This is a genomic window from Micromonospora sp. NPDC093243 (genome assembly GCF_044753725.1).
Taxonomy (GTDB): domain Bacteria; phylum Actinomycetota; class Actinomycetes; order Mycobacteriales; family Micromonosporaceae; genus Micromonospora.
The window spans coordinates 828,267-851,292 of sequence record NZ_JBIVNT010000003.1; the positions used below are offsets into that span (position 1 = coordinate 828,267).

The 23,026-nt window shown below is 72.1% G+C and carries 21 protein-coding genes; 8 read left to right on the forward strand and 13 right to left on the reverse strand.

Going from position 1 to position 23,026, the window contains the following annotated elements; translation table 11 throughout:
- Positions 1 to 78 precede the first annotated feature (78 nt).
- On the forward strand, positions 79 to 837 hold the full coding sequence (locus tag ACIP9D_RS13460) for a hypothetical protein (protein ID WP_350875348.1): 759 nt from the start codon (positions 79 to 81) through the stop codon (positions 835 to 837).
- Here ACIP9D_RS13460 and ACIP9D_RS13465 read toward each other — a convergent pair.
- Positions 812 to 1,954 (reverse strand): alpha/beta hydrolase, encoded by a 1,143-nt coding sequence (locus ACIP9D_RS13465; RefSeq protein WP_350875350.1) that lies wholly within the window; start codon positions 1,952 to 1,954, stop codon positions 812 to 814. The two genes, ACIP9D_RS13460 and ACIP9D_RS13465, sit on opposite strands and share 26 nt — an antisense overlap.
- Positions 1,951 to 2,913 carry a TIGR03557 family F420-dependent LLM class oxidoreductase gene (locus ACIP9D_RS13470; RefSeq protein WP_350875457.1) on the reverse strand — a complete coding sequence of 321 codons (963 nt, stop codon included), beginning with the start codon at positions 2,911 to 2,913 and terminating at the stop codon, positions 1,951 to 1,953. Before ACIP9D_RS13470 ends, ACIP9D_RS13465 begins: the two co-directional genes overlap by 4 nt.
- A gap of 205 nt (positions 2,914 to 3,118) precedes the next feature.
- Between ACIP9D_RS13470 and ACIP9D_RS13475 the strand changes: the two genes are divergently transcribed.
- A complete protein-coding gene (locus ACIP9D_RS13475) occupies positions 3,119 to 4,447 on the forward strand; it encodes a cellulase family glycosylhydrolase (protein WP_350875352.1) in 1,329 nt (442 codons plus the stop codon).
- A gap of 58 nt (positions 4,448 to 4,505) precedes the next feature.
- Here the strand turns inward: ACIP9D_RS13475 and ACIP9D_RS13480 are convergent, their stop codons facing one another.
- The 7 genes from ACIP9D_RS13480 to ACIP9D_RS13510 form a co-directional block, all read right to left on the reverse strand.
- Complete coding sequence (locus ACIP9D_RS13480; RefSeq protein ID WP_350875354.1) at positions 4,506 to 4,826, reverse strand: multidrug efflux SMR transporter; 321 nt, start codon at positions 4,824 to 4,826, stop codon at positions 4,506 to 4,508.
- A gap of 11 nt (positions 4,827 to 4,837) precedes the next feature.
- A complete protein-coding gene (locus tag ACIP9D_RS13485) occupies positions 4,838 to 6,109 on the reverse strand; it encodes a sigma-70 family RNA polymerase sigma factor (protein WP_350875459.1) in 1,272 nt (423 codons plus the stop codon).
- Positions 6,110 to 6,112: 3 nt separating this feature from the next.
- Positions 6,113 to 6,505 carry a YciI family protein gene (locus tag ACIP9D_RS13490; RefSeq protein ID WP_350875461.1) on the reverse strand — a complete coding sequence of 131 codons (393 nt, stop codon included), beginning with the start codon at positions 6,503 to 6,505 and terminating at the stop codon, positions 6,113 to 6,115.
- 113 nt (positions 6,506 to 6,618) lie between these two features.
- The gene (locus tag ACIP9D_RS13495; protein WP_350875355.1) at positions 6,619 to 8,775 is read right to left on the reverse strand and encodes an alpha-galactosidase; all 2,157 of its coding nucleotides are present in this window, start codon (positions 8,773 to 8,775) and stop codon (positions 6,619 to 6,621) included.
- The gene (locus ACIP9D_RS13500) at positions 8,772 to 9,683 is read right to left on the reverse strand and encodes a carbohydrate ABC transporter permease (protein WP_350875357.1); all 912 of its coding nucleotides are present in this window, start codon (positions 9,681 to 9,683) and stop codon (positions 8,772 to 8,774) included. The genes ACIP9D_RS13495 and ACIP9D_RS13500 overlap by 4 nt, the downstream gene beginning before the upstream one ends.
- Positions 9,680 to 10,630, reverse strand: a complete 951-nt coding sequence (locus ACIP9D_RS13505) for a sugar ABC transporter permease (RefSeq protein ID WP_350875359.1) — start codon at positions 10,628 to 10,630, stop codon at positions 9,680 to 9,682. Before ACIP9D_RS13505 ends, ACIP9D_RS13500 begins: the two co-directional genes overlap by 4 nt.
- 21 nt (positions 10,631 to 10,651) lie before the next feature.
- Positions 10,652 to 11,977, reverse strand: coding sequence for an ABC transporter substrate-binding protein (locus ACIP9D_RS13510; RefSeq protein ID WP_350875361.1), 1,326 nt, complete (start codon positions 11,975 to 11,977; stop codon positions 10,652 to 10,654).
- 275 nt (positions 11,978 to 12,252) lie between these two features.
- Here ACIP9D_RS13510 and ACIP9D_RS13515 point away from each other — a divergent pair, with 275 nt between their 5' ends.
- Together ACIP9D_RS13515 and ACIP9D_RS13520 are read left to right on the forward strand one after the other, a co-directional pair.
- A complete protein-coding gene (locus ACIP9D_RS13515; RefSeq protein WP_350875363.1) occupies positions 12,253 to 14,265 on the forward strand; it encodes a beta-galactosidase in 2,013 nt (670 codons plus the stop codon).
- A 27-nt stretch (positions 14,266 to 14,292) separates the two neighbouring features.
- Complete coding sequence (locus ACIP9D_RS13520) at positions 14,293 to 15,069, forward strand: DeoR/GlpR family DNA-binding transcription regulator (RefSeq protein ID WP_350875365.1); 777 nt, start codon at positions 14,293 to 14,295, stop codon at positions 15,067 to 15,069.
- A gap of 22 nt (positions 15,070 to 15,091) precedes the next feature.
- Here the strand turns inward: ACIP9D_RS13520 and ACIP9D_RS13525 are convergent, their stop codons facing one another.
- Positions 15,092 to 15,310 carry a hypothetical protein gene (locus tag ACIP9D_RS13525; RefSeq protein ID WP_350875367.1) on the reverse strand — a complete coding sequence of 73 codons (219 nt, stop codon included), beginning with the start codon at positions 15,308 to 15,310 and terminating at the stop codon, positions 15,092 to 15,094.
- A 167-nt stretch (positions 15,311 to 15,477) separates the two neighbouring features.
- Entirely contained in the window at positions 15,478 to 16,098 is a 621-nt protein-coding gene (locus ACIP9D_RS13530) for a TetR/AcrR family transcriptional regulator (RefSeq protein ID WP_350875369.1), read from the reverse strand.
- Between the two features lie 40 nt (positions 16,099 to 16,138).
- On the opposite strand from ACIP9D_RS13530, the gene ACIP9D_RS13535 reads away from it, so the two are divergent.
- The 3 genes from ACIP9D_RS13535 (at position 16,139) to ACIP9D_RS13545 (ending at position 19,664) form a co-directional block, all read left to right on the forward strand.
- On the forward strand, positions 16,139 to 17,296 hold the full coding sequence (locus ACIP9D_RS13535; RefSeq protein ID WP_350875371.1) for a glycosyltransferase: 1,158 nt from the start codon (positions 16,139 to 16,141) through the stop codon (positions 17,294 to 17,296).
- A 323-nt stretch (positions 17,297 to 17,619) separates the two neighbouring features.
- The gene (locus tag ACIP9D_RS13540; RefSeq protein WP_400449882.1) at positions 17,620 to 18,528 is read left to right on the forward strand and encodes an aldo/keto reductase; all 909 of its coding nucleotides are present in this window, start codon (positions 17,620 to 17,622) and stop codon (positions 18,526 to 18,528) included.
- 179 nt (positions 18,529 to 18,707) lie between these two features.
- Positions 18,708 to 19,664 carry a sporulation protein gene (locus tag ACIP9D_RS13545; protein ID WP_350875375.1) on the forward strand — a complete coding sequence of 319 codons (957 nt, stop codon included), beginning with the start codon at positions 18,708 to 18,710 and terminating at the stop codon, positions 19,662 to 19,664.
- A 51-nt stretch (positions 19,665 to 19,715) separates the two neighbouring features.
- Here ACIP9D_RS13545 and ACIP9D_RS13550 read toward each other — a convergent pair whose 3' ends face one another.
- Together ACIP9D_RS13550 and ACIP9D_RS13555 are read right to left on the reverse strand one after the other, a co-directional pair.
- The gene (locus ACIP9D_RS13550; RefSeq protein WP_350875378.1) at positions 19,716 to 20,096 is read right to left on the reverse strand and encodes a hypothetical protein; all 381 of its coding nucleotides are present in this window, start codon (positions 20,094 to 20,096) and stop codon (positions 19,716 to 19,718) included.
- A 208-nt stretch (positions 20,097 to 20,304) separates the two neighbouring features.
- A complete protein-coding gene (locus tag ACIP9D_RS13555) occupies positions 20,305 to 22,347 on the reverse strand; it encodes a glycerophosphodiester phosphodiesterase family protein (RefSeq protein ID WP_350875379.1) in 2,043 nt (680 codons plus the stop codon).
- A 199-nt stretch (positions 22,348 to 22,546) separates the two neighbouring features.
- On the opposite strand from ACIP9D_RS13555, the gene ACIP9D_RS13560 reads away from it, so the two are divergent.
- Complete coding sequence (locus ACIP9D_RS13560) at positions 22,547 to 22,954, forward strand: hypothetical protein (protein ID WP_350875381.1); 408 nt, start codon at positions 22,547 to 22,549, stop codon at positions 22,952 to 22,954.
- The last annotated feature ends 72 nt before the right edge of the window (positions 22,955 to 23,026 follow it).

The window sequence follows — 23,026 nt, forward strand, 5'->3', positions numbered from 1 at the left end:
CCCCGGCCATGCCGACGCCGACGCCGTGCCGACGCGGCGGTGGGGGAAGTGGTTGCCGTCGCTGGCTACGGTGACCGCGTGATCGACACCCCGTCGCCGCCCCGCCCGCCGGCCCGGCCGGAGACGGCACCACCGCCGCTGATCGCCGCCGTGGCGCGGGGGATCGCGCTGGTCGTGGTGGTGCCGGTCCGGCTGCTCTGGGAGTTCGTCGCCGCGGCCGGCGGGTTGCTGCATCGGTGGCTGCTCGCGCCGGTCGGCCGGTTCCTGGCCCGCTGGCTGCTCCGCCCACTCGGCTGGCTGCTGCACCACCTGCTCTGGCTGCCGCTGACCTGGCTCGGGCGCGGCTTGGCGTGGCTGATCCGGGTGCTGATCTGGGTGCCCCTGCGCGCACTCGTCCGGGCGCTGGGCTGGCTCGGCCGGACGCTGCTGTGGCGGCCACTGGTCTGGCTGGCGTACCACCTGCTCTGGTTGCCCGCGGCCTGGCTGGCCCGGCTGCTCGCGCCCGTCGGGCGGCTGGTCGCGGCCGGGCTCGCGGTGCTGGGCCGGTGGCTGTGGCGCGGCGTCGTGGCCGTCGCCGCAGTGCTGTTCGACGCGCTCGGCTGGGCGTGGCGGGTGGCGGGCCGGTTGCTGTGGTGGTGCTACCTGGTGACGCTGCGACCGGTGCTGCTCGCCGGGGGCTGGCTGTGGCGGCACGCAATCGCGCCGGTCGGGCGGGCGGTGGCCGTCGCCTGGCGGGCGACGGTCACGCCGGCAGCCCGGTGGCTGCGCGACGCCGTGGTGCGGCCGACCCGGCAGGCCAGCCGCGAGGTGCTCATCGCGCTCGGTCTGCGCCGCTGAACCGCCAGCCCCGGCCCCGCCGGTCCGGCCCCTGCCGCTGAGCGGGCGGTGTCGGCGTCAGAACACCAGGTTGAGCAGGACGGTCAGCACGATCGAAGCGAGAATCGAAAAGAGGATCATCAGCAGGCAGCCGAGGCCGCCGCCGAGTGGGCGAATCTCCACGTTGCCGAAGCGCATCGGTCTCACCTTCGTCAGTCTCGGGCCGCAGGGCGGGAGTCGGGTCGAGCAGTCCGCGGATGGCCGCGGCGACCTGTGTCGGGGCGGTGGTGACCACGTTGTGCGCGGCGCCCGGCACGACGAGCGCCCGGGCGTGCGGCACCAGCCGGACGACCTGGTCCCGCCAGGCCGCCGGCGCCACCGAATCCCACGCGCCGGCCAGCACCAGCGTCGGGGCGGTGATCCGCACGAGGTCCGCCTCGACGGCGTTGCGTACCGAGTGCGACAGGGTCGCGGCGACCCGCCAGGGCCGGGCGTCCCACAGGTCGCGCAGGAGGATCGGCGCCTGCGCCTTCGCCTCGCGCCGGGTGTCCACCAGCCAGCGGCCGATCTGGGCACGCCGCGAGCGGGCCGCCGGATCGCTGGTCGGTCCGGCCAGGACCAGCGCGCGGACCGCGTCCGGGTGCCGGGCGGCGAGCGCGGCCGCGACCTCCGCACCGAACGAGTGCCCGAGCACGCAGGCCGGCGGCAGTCGATGGGCGGCGAGCCAGGCGGCCAGGTGCGCGGCGTGCCGCGCCACGTCGTACGCCCGCCCCGGGCGTTCGCTGAGCCCGAAGCCGGGCAGGTCCGGCACGTACACCGGATGGGTGGTGGCCAGCGCGACGGCCAGTGGGGTCAGGTAGCGGTGTGACACGGCCAGGCCGTGCACCAGCACCACCGGCGGGGCGCCGGTGCCCGGGTCGACCCCGCGTCGGGTGTGGGTGCGTACCCCGTCGACCAGCCGCCACTCGCTGCTCAACCCGGCGGCGGGTCGGGGCGCGGCGAGCGCCAGCCGCAGCTGCGCGATGCGGAACCGGCCGGCGGGTGTGGGTCGGGTCTGCTCCGGACCGGTTCGGGGGCGCGGGGGCCACGCCCCGGCCCGTCCCGACCCGTCGAGCCGCGCCTCCCGCAGTCGGTTCACAGTTCGCGTAGCCGAGGTAGCAGCTGCTCCTGCGCCCAGTCCAGGAACATCGGCTGGCTCTCGCCGCCCACCTGCAGCAACGCCACATGGGTGAAGCCGGCGTCGACGAACTTGCGGAACGCCTCGACGTGCTGCTCGACGTCCGGGCCGCAGGGGATGCCCTCGGCGACGTCCTCCTCCCGCACGAACTGGGTGGCGGCGGTGAACGCCTCCGTCCCGGGCAGGTCGGCGTTGACCTTCCAACCGAGGCCGAACCAGCGGAACTGGTCGTGCACGATCTTGCGGCACTCCGCCTCGTCGGGGCCGTAACAGATGGCCACCTGCCCGTAGCGGGGCTTGCCGGCGCCACCCGCGTCGTCGTAGAGCTGGATGATCCGCCGGTCGGGCTCGCTGGAGATCATGCCGCTGGCGTACTCGGCGGCGAGGGTGGCCGACTGCGGGCCGGAGGCGGCGACCGCCATCGGTACCGGGGTCTCCGGCCGGTCCCAGACGTACGCGTCGGGCACGTCGAAGTGGTTGCCGGAGAAGGTCAGCGTCTCGCCGTTCAGCAGCGGACGGATGATCTGCAACGCCTCCTCGAACATCTCGTGCCGCTGCTGCACGTGCGGCCAGCCGCCGACCACGTGCTCGTTGAGGTTCTCCCCGGCGCCCAGCCCGAGGGTGAACCGGCCGTCCGAGAGCACCCCGATCGTGCTGGCCTTCTGCGCGACCACGGCCGGGTGGTAGCGCCGGATCGGGCAGGTCACGAAGGACATCAGCTCGGCTCGGGAGGTGGCGTGCGCGACCGCGCCGAGCACCGACCAGGCGTACGGGGAGTGGCCCTGGGAATCCAGCCATGGGTAGTAGTGGTCGGACATGACCAACTGGTCGAAGCCGGCCGCCTCGGCGCGCACCGCGTGGTCGACCAGCTGCTTCGGGCCGGCCTGCTCGCACATCAGGGTGTAGCCGACGTTGACCATCGTGGTGTCTCCCTCCACCGGCGGATCGTCCCCGAATACCCCGGACGGCCCGGGTCAACCCTCGGCGTCCGGTTGTCGGCGCCGTCCCATCGACCTACGCTGATCCCTGCGCCGCGGATCCGGGCGGCGGCTGTCGGGCTGCAGCCGCCTTCCCCTGTCACGTCCCACCTCGGCCGGGCACCGAGGGTGCTCCCTGAGGAAGGCCATGAAGACAAGACTCTCCGCCGCCGGCGCGGCCCTGCTCGCGTGCCTGCTCGCCGTGTTGGCGTTCGGGCAGCCCGCGCACGCCGCAGCCGGCTTCTCCGTCGCCGACGGCCGGCTCTACGACGCCAACGGCACCGAGTTCGTGATGCGCGGGGTCAACCACGCGCACACCTGGTACCCGCAGCGGACCAGCTCGTTCGCCGACGTCAAGGCGCTCGGCGCGAACACCGTGCGGGTGGTGCTCGCCAGCGGTGACCGGTGGCCCCGCAACAGCAACGCCGACGTCGCCAACGTCATCGCGCTCTGCAAGGCCAATCGGCTGATCTGCGTGCTGGAGGTGCACGACACCACCGGCTACGGGGAGCAGAGCGGGGCGATCAGCCTCGGCCGGGCGGTCGACTACTGGCTCAGCATCGCCGACGTCCTCGCCGGTGAGGAGGAGTACGTCATCGTCAACATCGGCAACGAGCCGTACGGCAACCAGAACTACGCCTCCTGGGCCACCGACACCGCGAACGCGGTCAACCGGCTGCGCGCCGCCGGCCTGACCCACACGATCATGGTGGATGCGCCGAACTGGGGTCAGGACTGGTCCTTCACCATGCGGGACAACGCCGCCGCCGTCTTCGCCGCCGATCCGGCGCGCAACACGGTCTTCTCGATCCACATGTACGGGGTCTTCGACACCGCCGCGGAGATCACCGACTATCTCGGCCGGTTCCGCGCGGCGGGGCTGCCCATCGTGGTCGGCGAGTTCGGCTTCAACCACTCCGACGGCGACCCGGACGAGGACACCGTCCTGGCCTACAGCCAGGCCAACGGGATCGGCTGGCTGGGCTGGTCGTGGAGCGGCAACGGCGGCGGGGTCGAGTACCTCGACATGGCCACCGGCTTCGACCCGGCGGCCCTGACCAACTGGGGTCAACGGATCTTCAACGGCGCCAACGGCATCCGGCAGACCGCCCGGGAGGCCAGCGTCTTCGGCGGCGCCCCGCCGACCACGCCGCCCCCCACCACGCCACCACCGGCGGGCGGCTGTACCGCGATGTACACGATCGTGAACCAGTGGCAGGGCGGTTTCCAGGGCGAGGTCCGGGTCACCGCCGGCGCGGCTGCCGTCACCGGCTGGACCACCCGGTGGACCTTCGCCGACGGGCAGAGCGTCACCCAGTCCTGGAACACCGCGCTGACCAGCAGCGGGTCGAGCGTCACCGCGCGCAACGTGGCGTGGAACGGTCGGCTGGACGCCGGGGCGAGCACCAGCTTCGGCTTCCTGGGCAGCGCCACCGGCGGCAACACCCGCCCCACGGTGAGCTGCGCCGCGAGCTGACCGACCGACACCGGTGGCCGGCCCGCCCGGGGCCGGCCACCGGCGCGGCGTACGACCGTCAGTGCGCCCCGGTCAGGTTCACGATGACCACGCCCGCGATGATCAGCCCGATGCCGGCGAGCTTCACCGCGCCGACCGGCTCGCCGAGGAACACCGCGCCGATCGCCACGATCGTCGCCGTGCCCAGCCCCGACCAGAGTGCGTACGCCACGCCGACCGGTATCTCCTTCACCGCCTGGGAGAGCAGCACGAAGGCCACCAGGTAGCCGCCCACGCAGCCGAGGGTCGGCCAGAGCCGGGTGAACCCGGCGGTGCTCTTGAGCAGGCTGGTGGCCAACACCTCCGCCGCGATCGCGATGCCCAGCAGGACGTACGCCACGTGCCACCTCGTCAGTCGTCGGTCGGTGCGCCCTGGCCGGCGGCCAGGCGCGCGGCGCGCATGGTCAGGTAGCGCTGCTCCGGCAGGCTGCTCGTCCGGCCGGCGGCGGCCCGGTAGTCGGCCACCGCGGCGGCCCGATCGCCGGCCATCTCGAGCAGGTGCGCGCGGGCGGCGTGCAGCCGGTGGTGTCCGGCCAGCCGCGGATCGGCGGCCAGCTCGGTCAGCGCGGCCAGGCCGGCCGCCGGGCCCTGCACCATCGCGGTGGCCACCGCCCGGTTCAGCGCGACCACCGGACTGCCCGACAGCCCCGCCAGGACCTCGTAGAGGGCGAGGATCTGCGGCCAGTCGGTCTGCTCGGCCGTCGGCGCCTCGTCGTGCAACGCGGCGATGGCGGCCTGCACCTGGTAGGGGCCGACCGGCCCGCGCGGCAGCGCGTGGGTGACCAGGGCGATCCCCTCCGCGATCGCCGTGGCGTCCCACCGGCCGCGGTCCTGGTCGGCCAGGGAGATCAGCTCGCCCGCCGGGCCGGTCCGCGCCGGGCTGCGTGCCTCGGTGAGCAGCATCAGCGCCAGCAGCCCGATGGTCTCGCTGTCGTCGGGCAGCAGCGCGTGCAGCGCGCGGGTCAGCCGGATCGCCTCCGCCGACAGGTCCACCCGGTGCAGCTGGGGGCCGGCGCTGCTGGTGTGACCCTCGGTGAAGATCAGGTAGAGCACCTGCCGGACGGCGGCCAGCCGGCTCGCCCTCTCCGGCTGGTCGGGCATCCGGAACGGCTCCCCGGAGGCGCGGATCCGCTGCTTGGCCCGGCTGATCCGCTGGGCCATCGTGGCCTCCGGCACCAGGAACGCGTGGGCGATCTCGGCCGTGCTCAGGCCGCCGACCGCGCGCAACGTCAGCGCGACGGCCGACGCGGAGGAGAGCGCCGGGTGGCAGCAGAGGAAGAGCAGCACCAGCGTGTCGTCCCGCTCCGCGGTCAGCTGCTCGTCCGCCGCGGGGGCGGCCTGCCGGTGCTCGGGCTCGCGCCGCGCCGCGAGGTCCTCGCGCCGCCGGCGTGCGGTCTCGGCGCGGACCAGCTCGATCATCCGGCGGTAGCCGACCTGGATCAGCCAGCCGCGCGGGTTCGCCGGCACGCCCTCGGCCGGCCACTGCGTGACGGCGGCCAGCAGCGCCTCCTGGACGGCGTCCTCGGCGGTGGCGAAGTCACCGAAGCGTCGGGCGAGCACGCCGAGGACCTGCGGCGCCAGCTCGCGCAGCAGGTCCTCGGTGCGTTGGTCGGTGGTGGCCAGGCGTCACAGCTCCTGCGGCGGTGCGGACATCACCGGGTGCACCTCGACGGGCATGTTCAGCGGCCGGCCGCCCGGTCCGGGCGCGGTGGAGATGTGCGCGGCGATCTGCACGGCCCGCTCCGGGGTCTCGCAGTCCACGATCCACCAGCCGGCGAGGAACTCCTTGGTCTCGGCGAACGGCCCCTCGGTCACCACCGGCGCACCGCCCTCGCCGGCCCGGACGATTCTGGCCTGCTGCGGCCCGCCCAGGCCCTCGCCCTGGACCCACTCCCCGTCGGCGACGAGCTTCGCGTTGACCTCGCCCATGAACCCGATGTGCGCCCGGATCTCCTCCGGGGTCCACGTCTCGATCGACGGGAAGTCGGCCCCGGCGGCGCTGAACTGCATCAGCAGCATGTACTTCACGGTTGGCTCCTCACGCCTGCGCACCCCATTCTCGGTGCTCTCATCCAGAGGTAGAAGCAGGCCCCGCCGTTCTCGACAGGTCCGGCCAAAAATCTTGCCGGATCTCAGTCGACCGCGGTGACCTCGAACAACGCCGCCTGCTCGGGGTGCAGCGCCGGCACCTGCAGGCCCACCGTGGCCAGCGCCGCCCCGGTCAGCGTCACGCCGGCCGGCAGCCAGGCCGGCTCCGTCCGTTGCAGGGTCGCCGGCGCCGGCGCGCCCTCGACCGGGCGGACCGCGTACCGGCGACGCCGGTCCAGGCCGGGCAGCCGGACCGCGCCCGGGAACTGGGCCACCGAGGTGGCCAGCCGGCTGACCGCGTACACCGCCGCGGAGCCGTCGTGGGCGACCACGCCGTGCGCCCAGACGGCCGGGTCGGGATGGTCCACCCGCACCGTCCGGCCGGTGTGCAGCAACGGCCGGAGCCGCTTGTGCAGCGCCACCCAGGCGGCCAGCTCGGCCCGCTCGGCCGGGCTGATCGAGGCTATGTCCCACTCGATGCCGTAGTGGCCGAAGAGCGCGGTGGTGGCCCGGAAGCCGAGATCGTGCACCCGGTGGGTGGTGTGCGAGCGCTCCGGGCCGATGTGGCTGCCGACCAGCTCGGGCGGGAGCAGCAACCCGGTCCAGCGCTGGATGGCCAGTCGCTCCAGCGCGTCGTTGCAGTCGCTGGCCCAGACCCGGTCGGTGCGGGCCAGGATGGCGAGGTCGACCCGGGCGCCGCCGGAGGCGCAGCTCTCGATCTCCACGCCCGGGTGCCGGCGGCGCAGCTCGTCCAGGAGCCGGTAGATCGCCTCGGTCTGCGCGTGCACCCCGGGCCGGCCGTCGTGGCCGGCCTCGGTGAGGTCCCGGTTGTGGTCCCATTTCAGGTAGCCGATTCCGGGATGCTCGGTGAGCAGCGCGTCCAGGCGGCCGAGCAGGTGCTCGTACGCCTCGGGGCGGGCCAGGTCGAGCACCTGCTGGTTGCGCCAGGACGGCGGCAGCCGCCCGGGGGTGGCGAGCACCCACTCCGGGTGGGCGCGGAAGAGATCCGAGTCCGGGTTGACCATCTCCGGCTCGACCCAGAGCCCGAACTGCAGGCCGCGGCCGGTGACGTGGTCGATGAGCGGGTGCAGGCCGTCCGGCCAGACCTCGTCGTCGACGTACCAGTCGCCGAGCCCGGCGGTGTCCGCCCGCCGGCCCCGGAACCAGCCGTCGTCCAGCACGAACCGCTCGACCCCGACCTCGACCGCGTGGTCGGCGAGCGCCCGCAGCCGTTCCAGGTCGTGGTCGAAGTAGACCGCCTCCCAGACGTTGAGGGTGACCGGCCGGGCCGAGCGCGGATGCTGCGGGCGGGCCCGCAGCTGGGTGTGCAGGGCGTCGCTGAGCCCGTCCAGCCCGGCGTCGGACCACACCGCGTAGAGCAGGGGGGTGGCGTACGACTCGCCGGGGGAGAGCACCACCTCGCCGGGGGTGAGCAGTTCGCCGCCGCCGAGGGTGGCCTCGCCGGTGGGGCGCCGCTCGGCGAAGGTGACGTGGTCGCCGCTCCACGCGGTGTGCACCGCCCAGACCTCGCCGTGCCCGAAGCCGAACCCGGTGGTGCCGGCGACCAGCAGCAGGGTCGCGTCGTGACCGGTACGTCCGTGCCGGCCCTCGCGGACCCAGGCGCCCATCGGCCAGGGGTGCCGCTGCGGGGTGCGTTCCCGGCACCACCGGCCGGTGAGGTCGAGCAGCTCGGTGGCGACCGCCGGCACCGGCAGCACCGGGGCGAGCTCACGCAGCTCGTACGGGGTTTCCCCGTCGTTGCGCAGCCGGTGCCGCAGCAGCAGCACGCCGGTCGGGTCGAGGGTGAGTTCGACGGTGAGCGACAGTCCGGCCCCCGGGTCGACGGCCCGGACGGTGAGCCGTGCCGCGCTCGGGTCGGTCGGGTCGGCGATGGTCGCCGAGTCGTCGACGTCGAGCGCGTCGAGCCGGAACGCGGTGGACCAGTCCGCCCGTCCGCGGTGCCCGGCCAGCGCGGGCCGACCACTCCAACCGGCGCTCGCCTCGGGCAGGAGGGAGAGCACCGTCGGCGCGTCGAAGCTGCTCGGCACCACCGGCGGGACGGTGGCCTCCGCGAGCTGCCGCAGGCCGTCGTCGTCGAGGTCGCCGACGTCGCCACCCCAGTGGACCACCCGGGGCAGCCCCGGGCCGCGCGCGTCGAGCACCAGGCTGGTCCGCGCGCGGCGCAGGTGCAGGACCGTCATCCCTTGCTAGCTCCTAACGTCAGGCCCCGAACGAAGTGCCGCTGGAGCAGGAAGAAGATCACCAAGGTGGGGATCGCGACCAGCACGCTGCCGGCCGAGACCAGGTTGTTGTCGGTGAAGAACTCGCCGCGCAGGTTGTTCAGCGAGCTGGTGACGGGGAACTTGTCCCCGGTGCGCATGAGCACGGTGGCCCAGAAGAACTCGTTGTAGATCCAGGTGACCTCGAGCGTGGCCAGCGCGGCCAGGGCCGGCCGGCACAGCGGCATGGTCACCTGCCAGTACTGCCGCCAGATGCTCGCCCCGTCGACCATGGCCGCCTCGTACAGGTCGCGCGGCAGCGCCTTCATGTAGTTGCTGAGCACGAAGACGCAGAAGCCGCACTGGAACGCGACGTTGACCAGGATGAGTCCCCAGTAGCTGTCGTAGAGCAGCTCCGAGTCGCTCATGAACTCCGGCAGCGGCACCTGGGTGAAGAGCCGGAACAGCGGGATGAGCAGGGCCTGCTGGGGCAGCAGGTTGGCCGCGGTGAAGAGGCCGAGCAGCACCAGGTTGAGCTTCCAACTGAACCGGGCGATGACGAACGCCACGCAGGAGGCCAGGAAGAGGGTCAGCAGCACCGCCGGCACGGTGATGTAGACCGAGTTGAGGAAGTGCTTGCCGAACTCGGCGGTCCGCCAGGCGGTGATGTAGTTGTCGAGGGTCCAGCCGCCGAGCGAGACGTAGCCGTTGGTGGCGGTGTACTCGTAGGAGCGCAGCGAGGTGAGCACCGCCCAGAGGATCGGGAAGAGCCAACCGACCGCCACCGCGGCGAGGAAGACGTGCAGCAGCACCCGCTGCGGGGTGAGGCGGCGCCGGGGCGGCGGCGCCTCGTCGGCGACCGGCGGCCGGGGCAGGGTCGCGGTGCTCATCGGTCCTCCCGCATCACGGTGGCCAGGTAGATGGTGATGAAGACCAGCGACACGACGAGCATGATGGTCGCCAGCGCCGAGCCGAAACCGATCCGGCTCGCCTCGCCCACCACGTTCTGGGTGACCAGCGCGGAGAGCAGTTCCAGGCCGTTGCGCCCCTTGTTGACCACCCAGACCAGGTCGAACGCGCGCAGCGACTCGATCACCGTCACCACCAGCACGATGATGTTGATCGGACGCATCACCGGGAAGACCACCCGGAAGAAGCTCTTCGCCTCCGAGGCGCCGTCGACGGCGGCGGCCTCGCGCAGCGACGGGTCGACGCCCTTCAGCCCGGCCAGGTAGAGCAGCATGATGTAGCCGACGTGCCGCCAGCCCGAGGCGACCATGACCGCCCAGATGTTGACGCCCGGGTCGCCGTACCAGTCGACGTCGGTGCCGAGCACCGCGTTGACCAGGCCCTGGTCGCGCGAGTAGAGCAGTTGCCAGACGAAGCCGATCAGCGCCAGCGAGAGCACCACCGGCAGGTAGAGCGCGGTCTGGTAGAACCGGGTGCCGCGCAGCTCCTTGTCGAGCAGCACGGCCAGGAACATGCCGAACGGGGTGGCCACCAGGAAGAGCACCGCGAGCCAGAGCAGGTTGTGCTGCACCGCGGGCACGAACGGCGGGTAGATGTTCACCACGTCGCTGTAGTTGCGGCCGCCGACGAAGTCGATGTCGGACAGTGGCCCGATGCCGTCCCAGTCGGTGGTGGAGAGCAACACGGTGGCCAGCGCCGGCAGCCACACCAGCGCGGTGACGAGCAGCAGCGGTACGAGCACCATCAGCGTGATCACCACGCGGTCGGTGCGGGACAGGAGCCGTAGCCGACGGCGGCGACCACCCGTGGTGGTCGCGGCCGGCGGCGGTACGGCGCGATCCGCTTGGATCAGGGGCAGGTCGGACACGGTGTCCTCCCCCTCTCGCCGTCAGCTGGTGAAGATCGACTTTTTCTGGTTCTCGATGCTGTTGGTGAGACCGTCGATGTCCTTCGGGTCCTTGATGAACTGCTGCAACGCGGGGATGATCACCGTCGAGGCGAAGTCCGGGCGGGTGTCGCGGTCGAGGAACTGGGCGATCTCGGTGGCCGAGCCGACCAGTTCGGCCGCCTTCTTCTGCAGAGCGCTGTAGCCGCTGGTGTCCGCGCCGGTGTTGGCGACCAGGGTGCCGGGGTCGGTCTTCACCGCGATGTTCCCCGCGTCGACGCCGCCGATGTACTCCAGCAGCTTCTTGGCGTTGTCCTCGGACTTCGGCTTGCGGGCCATCATGTAACCGTCGATCGGCGCGTCCAGGGCCTTGGCCCCGATCGACGGGTCGATCTCGGGGAACGTGAAGAAGTCGATGTCGTCCTGCTCGTCGGCGTTGAACTGTTGGGCGACGAAGAGGCCGAGCAGGTACATGCCGCTCTTCTTCTGCTGCAACGACTGGGCGGCCTCCTGCCAGGTGCGGCCCAGGCTGTCCGGCTGGTGCAGCGGCAGCAGCCCGGCCCAGGTGTCGAAGACCTTCTTCACCTTGTCGGAGGTCCACGCCTCCTTGCCGGCCATCAGGTCGATGTGGAACTGGTAGCCGTTGATCCGCAGGTTGAGGATGTCGAAGGTGCCCATCGCCGGCCAGCCGTCCTTGTCGGCGAAGGCGATCGGGGTGAGGCCGTCCTTCTTCATCTGGGCGCCGAGGGTGTTGAACTGGTCGAGGGTCGTCGGCACCTGGTAGCCGTGCTGCTGCCAGACCGACTTGCGGTAGAAGACGGCCCACGGGTAGTAGGAGAACGGCACGAAGTACTGCTTGCCGTCGTCGCCGGTGGAGGCCTTCTTGAACGCGTCGGAGAAGCCGGTGAGCTTGCCCCAGACGTCGCTGACGTCACCCGCCAGGCCGCGTTCGGCGAAGAAACGCATCCGGTAGCCGGCGAACCAGGTGAAGACGTCGTCCGGCTTGCCCTGCAGGTAGTTGTTGATGTTCTCCTGGAACGTGTTGTGGTCGACGGTGTTGATCGCGGCATCGAGGCCCGAGGAGGTCTTGAAGGCCGCGGTCACCTTGGCGAGGACGTCCTTCGGCGTCGGGTCGGACGCGTTCGAGCCCACCGACACCGTCTTGCTGCCGGCGCCGGAGTCGTCGTCACCGCAGGCGGTGAGCAGTCCGGTGCCGAGCAGAGCGCCCGTGCCGGCCGCGGCGGTGAGCAGCGTGCGTCGGTTGACGCCGGCGACGGAGGGCGGTACGAGCCTGGCCAGGTACTCGGCTTGGGTTCGGGGACGGGACATGGTTCCTCCTGCGGATGAAGAGGTGCGTGCGCCCAAGGGCCATGGGGGTGGCGGTCGGCTCCCGTGATCGCACATCGGGATCCACCGTGAATCCACATTGACAAACACGAACTGCCAGTGGCGCCTCAAGCTACTCGTCCGCACGGCGCTGTCAAGAGGGTGGAGAAGTGCCGATAACCCAGTCGTGACGGGGCTGTTATGAGGTAAACGTTGTAAAGCAGATCGATGTTGGAAACTGTTGACTTGGCCGATGGATCGGGGCACGCTCTGCTGCCATGCGGCGATGGCAGGGCGACCGGATCTACTTTGGCGGTGACTACAACCCCGAGCAGTGGCCGGAGCAGACCTGGGTCGAGGACGTCGAACTGATGCGCCGGGCCGGGGTCAACCTGGTGTCGGTCGGGATCTTCTCCTGGGCCCTGCTCGAACCCACTCCCGGCCGGTACGAGTTCGACTGGCTGGACCGGGTGCTGGACCTGCTGCACGACGGGGGCATCGCGGTCGACCTGGCCACCGCGACCGCCAGCCCGCCGCCGTGGCTGGCCCGGGCGCATCCGGAGACGCTGCCCCGCCGGGCCGACGGCACGGTGCTCTGGCCGGGCGGCCGGCAGGCGTACTGCCCCAGCTCGCCGGTCTTCCGGCAGCGGTCGCTCGCGCTGGTCGAGGCGATCGCCGGCCGGTACGCCGAGCACCCGGCGGTGGTGATGTGGCACGTCTCGAACGAGCTCGGGTGCCACAACGTGCACTGCTACTGCGACGTCAGCGCCGAGGCGTTCCGGGGCTGGCTGCGCGAGCGCTACGGCGACCTGGACGGGTTGAACGACGCCTGGGGCACCGCCTTCTGGAGCCAGCGGTACGGCGACTGGGCCGAGATCAACCCGCCCCGCGCCGCGCCGACCTTCGCCAACCCCACCCAGCAGCTCGACTTCCTGCGCTTCTCCTCGGACGAGCAGCGCGCCCAGCTGCGCGCCGAACGCGACGTGCTGCGCGGGCTGGTCCGCCAGCCGGTCACCACGAACTTCATGATCGGCACGGGCATCAAGTACCTGGACTACCACTCCTGGGCCGCCGATGTGGACCTGGTCGCCAACGACCACTACCTGACCGCGGCCGACCCCCGGGCGCACGTCGGGCTGGCGCTCTCGGCCGACCACACCCGCGGCGTCGCCGGAGGCGAGCCCTGGCTGCTGATGGAGCACTCCACCAGCGCGGTCAACTGGCAGCCGCGCAACGTCGCCAAGACCCCCGGGCAGCTGCGCCGCAACAGCCTGGCGCACGTCGCCCGGGGCGCCGACGGGGTGCTCTTCTTCCAGTGGCGGGCCTCCCGGGCGGGAGCGGAGAAGTTCCACTCGGCGCTGGTGCCGCACGCCGGGCCGGAGACGAAGGTGTTCCGCGAGGTGTGCCAGCTCGGCGCAGACCTAACCGCGTTGGCCGAGGTCCGGGGCAGCCGGGTGGACGCCGAGGTGGCCATCCTCTTCGACTACGAGGCGTGGTGGGGTGTCGAGCTGGACTCGCACCCCAGCACCGACGTCACCTACACCGACCGGCTGCGGGCGCTCTACGAATCGCTCTGGCGGGCCGGCATCACGGCCGACATCGTGCACCCCTCGACCGATCTCACCGGTTACCGGCTCGTCCTGGTGCCCACCCTCTACCTGGTCCGCGACGCCGACGCCGCGGCGCTGGGCCGGTTCGTCGAGGCCGGCGGCACCGCGCTGGTCAGCTACTTCAGCGGCATCGTCGACGAGCACGACCACATTCGGCTCGGCGGCTATCCGGGGGCGTTCCGCGAGCTGCTCGGCCTGCGCACCGAGGAGTTCTTCCCGCTGCGGGAAGGGGAGCAGGTCCGGCTCGACGACGGCGCCAGCGCCGACGTGTGGGCCGAGTGGCTGCACCCGGAGGGCGCTGAGGTGCTCGCCGCGTACGCCGACGGCCCGCTGCCCGGGGTGGCGGCGGTGACCCGGCACCCGGTCGGTGCCGGCGCGGCCTGGTACGTCGGCACCCGGCTGGACCAGCCGGCGACCGACCGCCTGGTGGCCCGGCTGGTGGCCGAGGCCGGGGTCGAACCGGCCGCGGTGGCACCGCCCGGCGTGGAGGTGGTCCGCCGCCGCGCCGGCGAGCGCGGCTGGCTGTTCGTCATCAATCACACCGGCGACGAGGTGCGGCTACCCGCCGCCGGCACGGAGCTGCTGACCGGCGCGCGGTGCGACGGTGAGCTGGTGGTGCCGGCCGGTGAGGTGGCGGTGGTCCACGAGGACACGCCGCCGCGCCGCCCCGGGCGCCGATGACCCGGCGGGTCCAAGGAGGTCGACCAGATGCTCGCCCAGCAGCGGCAGAGCGCCATCCTCGATCTGATCCGGCAGCGCGGTGGCGTGCGGGTGAGCCACCTGGTGAGCCGGTTCGGCGTGTCGGACATGACCATCCGGCGCGACCTGGAGGTGCTGGCCGAGCGCGGCCTGGTGGACAAGGTCCACGGTGGCGCGACGCTGGCCGGCCCCGGTTCGGCCGAGGAGCCCGGGTTCGCCGCGAAGTCGATCCGCCAGCAGGCGGAGAAGCGGTCCATCGCCGAGCGGGCGGCGGCCATGGTCGAGCCGGGGATGGCCATCGCGCTCTCCGCCGGAACCACCACCGCCGCGCTGGCCACGCTGCTCTCCGACGTACGGGGGCTGACCGTGGTGACCAACTCGATCCCGGTGGCCGACGCGCTCTACCAGAACCCGCGCGCCGACCAGACCGTGGTGCTCACCGGCGGCATCCGGACCCCGTCGGACGCGCTCACCGGGCCGGTGGCCGAGGCGGCGATCAGCTCGCTCAACGTCGACCTGCTCTTCCTCGGCGTGCACGGGCTCAGCCCGCGGACCGGCTTCACCACGCCCAACCTCTTGGAGGCCGGGGTCAACCGGTGCCTGATCGGCGCCGCCCGCCGGCTGGTGGTGCTGGCCGACCACACCAAGTGGGAGACCATCGGCATCGCCACCATCGCCCCCCTGGAGGCGGCCGACGTGCTGATCACCGACGGCGGACTGCCGGCGGAGGCGCGCACCGCGATCGGCGAGCAGGTCGGCGAGCTGATGGTCGTCGAGGCCGGCTGACGGCCTGACGGCGAACGCAGCCTCAGTGCGGCCGCCCGGCTCCCCGCCGTTTGGCGGCGTACGGCAGCGCGAACAGGTACAGGCCGGTGAAGAGGAGCAGAGCAAGGGGGAGCAGCGGCACGTAGGACATCCAGACGATCGGCTCGTCCTGCGCCAGGGCGACGAAGGTGACGATGACGGTCACCGTGAAGGCGATGGCCAGCCAGCGGTGAATCTGCCGAACCCACTTGTTCGAGCTCACGGGGAACCTCCTCCTGGGACGAGCGTCCCCAGACCCCGGCGTGCTGCCGGCGGGACGTCGATGGCGGCCACGCTAGCCGCGGCTCGGTGACCGCGGCTTCTCGATTCCTGACCGGTCCGGTCACCTGACCGCCGGTCGTTCGGCGCGTCCGGTCAGCGGCGGGAGGATCAGCCCGGGGGCAGCAGTGCCTCGGTGGCCCGGTCGACCAGCCACCGCTCCGCCTCGTCGTAGGACCAGCCGCCCTCGTCCACGAGTTGCGGCCAGGAGTGCAGTCCGAAGTAGAACCAGAGCACCTGGGTGGCCTGCTCCACGGTGAGGCCCGGACGCAGGGCGGACAGCTCGTCCAGCCGTGCCGCACCCACCCGCAGCGCCTGCCGGTAGGCCGCCGCCCCGTCGCGGGCCGCCGCCGCAGCGCTCGCCGTCATGCCGGGCGCGGCCCGCATCAGCTGGATGGTGTGCGGACGGCTCTGATGGCCGTACCGGGTCCCGACACCGATCAGACGCAGGACCTCGCGGGGCTCGGCGGCGACCGCGATCGCCGCCACGTTCCGGGCGGTCTCCGGGTCGTGCACACCCGCGTCGATCAGCGCCCGCAGCACGGTCGGCTTGCCGCCGACGCTGGTGTAAACGGTCGCCACGGCCACCCGGGCGCGGGCGGCGATGTCGTTGACCGTCGTGGTCGCGTAGCCCTGGGTGATGAAAAGGTCCTGAGCCGCTTCCAAGATCAACCGTCGGGTCTGCTCGGCGCTCTCCTGGCGCCGGCTGGCGCGGGGCTGAGCGGCTGCCACCAGGGCACTATACGGCCCATCTCATCAGAAGGCTATTCTGATGACTATGCGAGTCCTCTTCTCAACCACGCCCGTCTTCGGGCACTTTCTCCCGCTGCTGCCCCTGGCCCGGGCGTTCCGGGCCCAGGGCCACGACGTGGCCGTCGTCACCGCCGTGGGGATGACCCCGCTCGTCGCGCCCGAGGGCTTCGAGCTGCTGCCGGCCGGACCCATGCCGGACGTGCTCTTCGCCGAGGTGGGGCGCAAGCTGGGCAGCAACCCCGCGACCTCGCCCACGCCGGAGGCGGTCGCCGAGTTCTTCGCCGGCGTCCGGGTCGACCTCACCGCCGACGAGGCGACGACGGCGGCGAGGCGCTGGCAGCCGGACCTGGTGATCAACGAGATGGTCGACTTTGTGGGCCCGCTGGTCGCCGCCGGCCTCGGCGTGCCGCTGGCCACCCTCGCCTTCGGGCCGTCGGTGCCGGCCGAGTTCACCGACGCGCTGACCGCGGTGGTCCGCCCCCGCTACGAGCAGCGGGGACTGCCAGCGCCGGAGCGCATCCCGTTCGGCCGATGGCTGCTGGACACCTGCCCGCCCGGACTCCAGTTCGAGGACTTCGCCGTACCGCCGGCCGTGCAGCGGATCGCGCTGCGCCCGGAACCCCACCAGGCATCCGGTGCCCCGGCCGGCCCCGGCACCGCCTCGACCGGCGGGCGTCCGCGGGTGCTGGTGAGCTTCGGTACGGTCTTCGCCGATCCGGCGGTGGTCGGCCCGCTGCTGGGCGCACTGACCGCCCTCGACGTCGACGTGGTGGCCACACTCGGCCTGGACGGCAAGCCGGAGGACTACCAGCTCGACTCGGACCGGGTGGAGTTCAGCCCGTTCGTGCCGCTGGCGCAGCTGCTCGAGAACGTCGCCGCGGTCATCACCCACGGCGGCGCGGGCACCACCCTCGGCACGCTGGCCCGCGGCATCCCACTGGTGGTCGTGCCGCAGGGCGCCGACCAGTTCATCCAGGCGGACCGGGTGGCCGCCTCCGGGGCGGGTCTCGCGCTGGCACCGGGACAGGCCGAGCCGGCGGCGATCACGGCGGCCCTGCGCCGGCTGCTCGACGAGCCCACGTTCACCGCCGCGGCGCGCCGGATCGCCGCCGAGGTCTCCGCGATGCCGTCCCCTGACGCGGTTGCCGAACAGCTCCGCGCCGAACTGGCTGGCTGACCACCGACTACCCCGCGTCCCCTGGTTGCTCCCTTCGCTCTGCCGCACCGAGGCGGTGTTCACGCGCGCCGCGCCAGAGCGAAGGGCGCCAGGGGTACGGGCCACCCGCGCTCGGCGCGGCCTGGCGTCGCCGGCGAGGCATCTGGCGCGATTAACCGCCGGGCCGGTTGGCCGTCTGATCCACTGGCGTGGGGCGGGCATCGGCGGGATGGGGGCGCGGTCATGGGGACTCTGGCCTGGTCAACCTACGTCGCCGGGCCGAAGCAACACGCTTCAGCGGGCGGCGAGCCCTTTCTCGCTCCGAGCCCCGAATCGAGATGACCATGACACGCGAGTCCACGCCCTCCCTGCCCACGATCACCATCGGCGGTGACCTTCAAGTCGGTCGGGTCGGCTTCGGCGCGATGCAGCTCACCGGCGAGCAGGTGTGGGGTCCGTACCCGGACCACGACGGCGGCGTCGCGCTGCTGCGCGCCCTACTTGACGAGGGGGTGAACTTCATCGACACCGCCGACGTCTACGGGCCCCACACGAACGAACTCCTCATCCGCGAGGCGCTGCACCCGTACCCGCAGGGGTTGGCCATCGCGAGCAAGGGCGGCTTCGTCCGCGGCGGATACGACTACTCCACCCTCGGCTGGGTGGGCAACCCGAAGTACCTGCGGCAGTCAGCCATGCTGAGCCTGCGGCGCCTCGGCCTAGAGCGGTTCGACCTCTACTACCTGCACAGTGGCTACGCCACCGACGCGCCCTTCGAGGACCAGGTCGGCGAGTTGAAGAAGATGCAGGGTGAGGGGTACATCCGCCACATCGGCCTCTCCAACGTCACCGCCGCTCAGTACGAGGTCGCCCGGTCGATCGCCGACATCGCTGTGGTGACCGCGCTCTACAACATCGGCAACCGCACCGGCGCGGACCTGCTCGCCGCCGCCGAACAGTCCGGCGCGATCTTCTCCCCCTGGCACCCGGTCAGCCTCCGTGACGGCGGCGAGAACGCCGACGAGGTCGCCCGCACCCTGGCACCGCTAGCGGCCCGTTACGAGGCCACACCCCAGCAGATCGCGCTGGCCTGGCTGCTGCACCGGTCCCCGGCGATGCTGCCGATCCCGGGCACGACGAGCCTCGCCCACCTGCGGGAGAACATTGCCTCCGCGCGCATCCGGCTGACCGACGCCGAGGTCACCGAGCTGACCGCCCTGGCCCCCGAGCCCGCCGCGCGGACCGCCCACTGACGTGGTAGCGGTGTGCGGGGACGCCCTGACATCCGCGAAATGGAGCGGATGACGCCCGACGGGCCCGACAGACGCGCCGAGGCCGCTTCACAGCGACCTCACAGGGCCAGCCGATAGTGTGCGGTCGAGTCAACCTCCGGCTCCATGGTGGAGCCCTCGGCGGTCGCACGGGAGTTCCGATGGTCTTCAAGAAGATGATGAGCGCGTTCGGTGTGGGTGGGCCCAGCGTCGACACGGTGCTCACCAACCCGAACACCCGACCCGGCCTGGCCCTCGACGGGCAGGTCAACCTGCTCGGCGGTGATGCGCCGGCGAACATCGAGCAGGTGGTGCTCAGCCTCGTCACCCGGGTCGAGATCGAAGGGCACGACACCGAGTACGCCGGCATCATGGAGTTCCACCGGATGGTGGCCAGCGGCCCGTTGCAGCTGGCGCCGAAGCAGCAGCTCGCCATCCCGTTCCAGCTGCCGGTGCCGTGGGAGACCCCGATCACCGACGTCTACGGTCAGCGGCTGCGCGGCATGACGATGGGCCTGCGTACCGAGCTGGCGATCGCCCGGGCGGTGGACAAGAGCGACCTGGACCAGGTCGCCGTGCACCCGTTGCCGGTGCACGAGCGGATCCTGGACGCGTTCCAGCGCCTCGGTTTCCGGTTCAAGCACGCCGACCTGGAGCGTGGCCGGATCCACGGCGTGCAGCAGACGCTGCCGTTCTACCAGGAGATCGAGTTCTACGCCGCGCCGCAGTACGCGCAGACCGTCCGTGAGGTCGAGCTGACCTTCGTGACCAGCCAGCGCGGGGTGGATGTGGTGCTGGAGTGCGACAAGCGCGGCGGCTTCCTCAGCTCCGGCCACGACGCCTTCGGCCGCTACCAGGTGTCGCACGCCGACGCCGACCGGGTCGACTGGATGCAGGTGGTCGACGGCTGGCTGCGCGAGACGACCTCCCACTACGGTGGCCTGCGCGCCGCGGGCTTCGGCCAGGGCCACGGTCACGGGCGCGGTCGCGGCGCCGGCATGGGTGGCATGGTCGCCGGTGCGGCCCTCGGCGTGGCCGGCGGCATGATCGCCGGGGAAATGATCGAGGACGCCTTCGAGGGCGACTTCGGCGGGGACTTCGGCGGTTTCGAGGAGTGACGTGTCGGTGGCCTCCGGGGCGAGTCCCGGAGGCCACCGACCGTGGGCGCTTTAGCGCCGACCCTGGCGCCGCTCGCTCAGCGAACGCTTCGGCGACCCGGCCTTCGACAGTCCTCGGCTGACCAGGTAACCGGCGGTCAGAGCGGCGATGATCCACCACGACTGAACCGGGTTGTTGATGTTCAGCCCGTTGCCGGCCGGACCTTGCCAGAAGGCGGCGATCACCACGGCTGCGACCGCGACGGCGTAGACCCAGAACTCGGTCGTCAGGAACGCCTGCTTGGTCTCCGTGCCGGTCTGCGGCATCGGCTCCCGGTGCCCGTCCTGCATCACCGGCATCTGACGGGTCGGGGTCTCCTGCATCGCCGCGCGATTCTGCATGTCGGCGGCGGGCCGGTTCATCGGCCTGGTGGATGCAGCCTGCGTGCTCATCTGGTCCTCCTCAGGATGCGATGAGTCGTACCTGCATTCCCTCGCCCCGCTACCGCGTTTCGGCCACGGCACGGTTCGCGTTCACGGCGGGGACGCCCACCGACTACCCGAGGCCGATGAGGAGGTAACACCGGCCGGCGGCCGGAAATCTGCCGCGCACGGCCCGCCGGTAACGCCCCGTGCGGGGGCGCCACCGGCGGGGTACGCGTCAGCGCAGGCCGTTGCGGACCGCGACGCCGACCAGCAGTTCCGGGTCGTCGGTGATCATGCCGTCCGCCCCGAGGTCGATCACCCGCTGCATCACCGCGGCGTCGTCAACGGTGTAGGGGATCACCTTCAGCCCGTCGCGCCCCTGCAGGGTCCGCACGTCCGGTCCGTGGAAGTACGCCGGGTTCTCCCGCAGGTACCAGTCGGCGGAGGCGACCGTGCCCTGCGCCGGGTCGTGCACCTGCCAGTTCGCCGACACCGTTCCGGCGCCCGCGGCCCGGGTCAGCTTGCCCAGGTCCCGGTACTTCCACCAGTCCAGCCCGCCGGTCCACGGGCTCTTGACCGACCGGTCGCCGTAGACCGCCTGGAGCGAGCACTCGTCGGCGAGGCTGGCGCACTCGGCCTCGCCGTACTGCCAGACCAGCGCGACCGTGCCGATCCGCTTGTTGAGCTGGTGGGCGTAGGTGATGGTCCGCCAGTCGAAGGACTGGATGGTGGCCCGGCTGGTGAAGCCGGCCCGCTCGATCGCCGTGACCAGCTTGCGGGTGAAGCTGCGGTACGGCTCGGTGTCGTCCACCAGCGGGCTGAGCTTCGTCTCGATGTTCATCCGGACGTCGTCCCGGCCGCTGCCGCGCACCAGGGCGAAGACCTCGTCCAGGGTGGGGATCCGGGCGCCTGGGGCCGGCACCTGCGCCGGCAGTTCGGGCAGCGTCTTCGTCCCGCAGTCGATGGTCTTGATCTGCTTGAGGGTCAGCTCGTGCACCAGCTTGCCCACGTACGGGAACTCCGGGTCACCGGGGCGGGCCGGGGCGGTGTCGATGCAGTGCGAGCCGTTGATGGCCCGGTCGTGCAGGACGACCAGCTTGCCGTCCTCGGTGACGCCGGTGTCCAGCTCCAGGGTGGAGATCGCCGGGTTCGCCAGCGCGTTCGCGAAGGCGGGCAGGGTGTTCTCCGGCCGGGTCGCCCGACCGCCGCGGTGCGCCTGGATGTCGAACGGCGAGGCGTACCCCTCGGGCAGCCGGTAGCCGCGCTGCTTGAGCAGGCCGCGCAGCCGGTCCGGGTAGTCGGTGATCATCCCGTCCACGCCGTCGTCGATCAGCTTGGCCATGGTCGGCACGTCGTCGACCGTCCACGGGATCACCTTGATGCCGTAGCGGTGCGCGTGCGTCACCATCTCCCGCGTCACGTACGGCTTGTAGCCCGGGTCGGTGACGGCGCCGTTCTGCGGGTTGCCGTGCACCGGGGAGAAGGCGGTGGCGCCGAAGGTGCGGATGGCCCGGATCGGGTCGCCACCGAAGTCGTCGATGTCCAGCCCGCCCAGCCACGGCGACGCGCCGGCCTGCCCGGTCTGCAGGAAGTCGTAGTTGGTCAGGGCGACCAGCGGCAGCCGGGGCTCGACCTGGCGCATCCGCATCAGCGCGCCCCAGTCGAAGCTCTGGATGCTGACCTGCTTCAGCATGCCGGCGGCCCGGATCTCGGCCGCGGTCACCTGCACGAACTGCTCGCGAGGCGCGGTCTCGGTCGGCGCGCCGGCCTCCACCTTGGTCTCCACGTTGAGCTTCACGTCGTCCGCCTGGTAGCGCTTGACCAGCGCGAAGACCTCGCGCAGCAGCGGCATCCGAGCACCCGGCACGGCGAGCTGGCCGGGCTTGTCCGGCAGCGTCTTCGATCCGCAGTCGAGGGTGCGCACCTGGGCCAGGGTGAGCGTGTTGATGTACCTGCCGACGTACGGGAACTCCGGGTCGCCGGCGGTCACCGGGGCGGTGTCGACGCACTTCGAGCCGGTGATCTTCCGGTCGTGGGTCACCACGGCCTGCCCGTCCTCGGTGATCTGCACATCCAGTTCGAGGGTGCTCACCCCGAGCTGAAGGGCGTTTCCGAACGAGGCGAGGGTGTTCTCCACCCGCAGCCCGAGACCACCGCGGTGGGCCTGAAGGTCGAATGTCCGGTCCGGTCGTGGCTTCGCCTGGGCGGGCGCGGCGAGCCCGGTCGTCACGGTCGCGACGGCAAGGGCCGCGACCGCGATACGGCGTACTGTGCGCACGCTGTCACTCCTCCTCCGGCGGGCCTCTCCCGCCAGTCCGCCGCACAGCATGGGCAGCGGGAACGGCGCGAAGGCGGCCAACGGGAGACGTACGGGTGAACCGGCGCGGACGGTGTCTGCCCGGCCGCTGGTCGGCGGGTGTTTGGCCGGTCCGGTGACGGGCACGCAGTCAGACCGACGTATCTGCGAGGTGGTTGACGTGCGTGAGGACGAACTGCGACAGGACGCCGCCCGGCGGGCCGAGGACCGGATCGCCGGCGGCGTCTACGGCAAGGGCGCGCTGGACGAGGTGACGTTGCCTCCCACCGACATTGAGCGGGTGCTCCAGGACGAGGACCCGGACGACCCGGCGCACGTGCGGGTCGACCCGAACGTGCTCCGCGACGGCGGCCCCACCGGCGGCCAGGGGGCGGTCACCACCACCGGCGGCACCGCCGGGCCGGCCAGCGTTCGCCGGGTGGCCCGGCAGCCGGAGCGGCATCCGGGCAAGGTCGCCCCGACCACCACCGGGGACGCCACCACCGGCGGCATGAGCACCCCGGCCGGCGGCTCCACCAGCGACCAGTCCACCACCGCCACCGGCCCCGCCAAGTCCATCAACGACTAACCCCGCCCACCCGCCCCCGCGCCCGGGGGCTCCGGCGCCCGGGGGTTCCGCGTCGATCATGAAGTTGTTGCC

Excerpts from the sequence above, each read along its gene's own strand:
- ACIP9D_RS13470 (WP_350875457.1), bottom strand. The coding sequence starts at position 2,913 with ATGGTCAACGTCGGCTACACCCTGATGTGCGAGCAGGCCGGCCCGAAG.
- ACIP9D_RS13475 (WP_350875352.1), top strand. The coding sequence starts at position 3,119 with ATGAAGACAAGACTCTCCGCCGCCGGCGCGGCCCTGCTCGCGTGCCTG.
- ACIP9D_RS13490 (WP_350875461.1), bottom strand. The coding sequence starts at position 6,505 with ATGCTGCTGATGCAGTTCAGCGCCGCCGGGGCCGACTTCCCGTCGATC.
- ACIP9D_RS13495 (WP_350875355.1), bottom strand. The coding sequence starts at position 8,775 with ATGACGGTCCTGCACCTGCGCCGCGCGCGGACCAGCCTGGTGCTCGAC.
- ACIP9D_RS13500 (WP_350875357.1), bottom strand. The coding sequence starts at position 9,683 with ATGAGCACCGCGACCCTGCCCCGGCCGCCGGTCGCCGACGAGGCGCCG.
- ACIP9D_RS13510 (WP_350875361.1), bottom strand. The coding sequence starts at position 11,977 with ATGTCCCGTCCCCGAACCCAAGCCGAGTACCTGGCCAGGCTCGTACCG.
- ACIP9D_RS13515 (WP_350875363.1), top strand. The coding sequence starts at position 12,253 with ATGCGGCGATGGCAGGGCGACCGGATCTACTTTGGCGGTGACTACAAC.
- ACIP9D_RS13520 (WP_350875365.1), top strand. The coding sequence starts at position 14,293 with ATGCTCGCCCAGCAGCGGCAGAGCGCCATCCTCGATCTGATCCGGCAG.
- ACIP9D_RS13535 (WP_350875371.1), top strand. The coding sequence starts at position 16,139 with ATGACTATGCGAGTCCTCTTCTCAACCACGCCCGTCTTCGGGCACTTT.
- ACIP9D_RS13540 (WP_400449882.1), top strand. The coding sequence starts at position 17,620 with ATGACACGCGAGTCCACGCCCTCCCTGCCCACGATCACCATCGGCGGT.
- ACIP9D_RS13545 (WP_350875375.1), top strand. The coding sequence starts at position 18,708 with ATGGTCTTCAAGAAGATGATGAGCGCGTTCGGTGTGGGTGGGCCCAGC.
- ACIP9D_RS13550 (WP_350875378.1), bottom strand. The coding sequence starts at position 20,096 with ATGAGCACGCAGGCTGCATCCACCAGGCCGATGAACCGGCCCGCCGCC.